General features: G+C 64.1%; 1 protein-coding gene. It reads left to right on the forward strand.

Features of this window, described 5'->3' with window-relative positions; translation table 11 throughout:
- Positions 1 to 765 (forward strand): bifunctional methylenetetrahydrofolate dehydrogenase/methenyltetrahydrofolate cyclohydrolase (locus Q4P78_RS09380; RefSeq protein ID WP_303340101.1); only part of this gene is annotated, 765 nt, incomplete at its 5' end.
- Positions 766 to 775 lie beyond the last annotated feature (10 nt).

Genomic DNA, 775 nt, shown 5'->3' on the forward strand with positions numbered 1-775 from the left:
GTGGGGGACGACCCCGCCTCCCACTCCTATGTGGGCGCCAAGCACCGCGACTGCGCGGAGATCGGCATTAACTCGATCCGCGTGGATTTGCCCGCAGACATCACCCAGGAACAGCTTGAGGCCGAGATTGATAAGCTCAATCACGACCCCGCCTGCACCAGCTACATTGTGCAGCTTCCCCTGCCTAAGCACCTGGACACTAACCGTATTTTGGAGAAGATTGCCCCCGAGAAAGACGCTGACGGGCTGCACCCCACCAACCTCGGCAAGCTGGTGCTGAACGTCTCAGAGCCGCTGGACTCGCCCCTGCCGTGCACCCCCAACGGCGTGATTGAGCTGGTGAAGCGCCACGGCATCGACTGGAACGGTAAGAACGTGGTGGTGCTTGGACGCGGTATTACCGTGGGCCGCCCGCTGGGGCTGCTGCTGACCCGCCGTGAGATCAACGCCACCGCAACCCTGGCGCACACCGGTACCCAGAACCTTGACGAGGTGCTGCGCCAGGCGGACGTGATTGTTGCCGCGGTGGGTGTGCCGCACGTACTGAAAGCGGACCAGGTGAAGGACGGCGCAATCCTGCTGGATGTGGGCGTCTCCCGCGCCGAAGACCCCGAAACCGGTAAGAAGAAACTCTTCGGCGACGTTTCCCCCGAGGCAGCCGCGAAGGCGTCCTGGGTGTCCCCGAACCCCGGTGGCGTGGGCCCCATGACCCGCGCGGAGCTGCTCGTTAACGTTGTGGAGACCGCAGAACGTCAGGCAGGCTAACTGCCTCGCC

It is taken from the genome of Rothia sp. (in: high G+C Gram-positive bacteria) (assembly GCF_030540545.1).
GTDB lineage: Bacteria > Actinomycetota > Actinomycetes > Actinomycetales > Micrococcaceae > Rothia.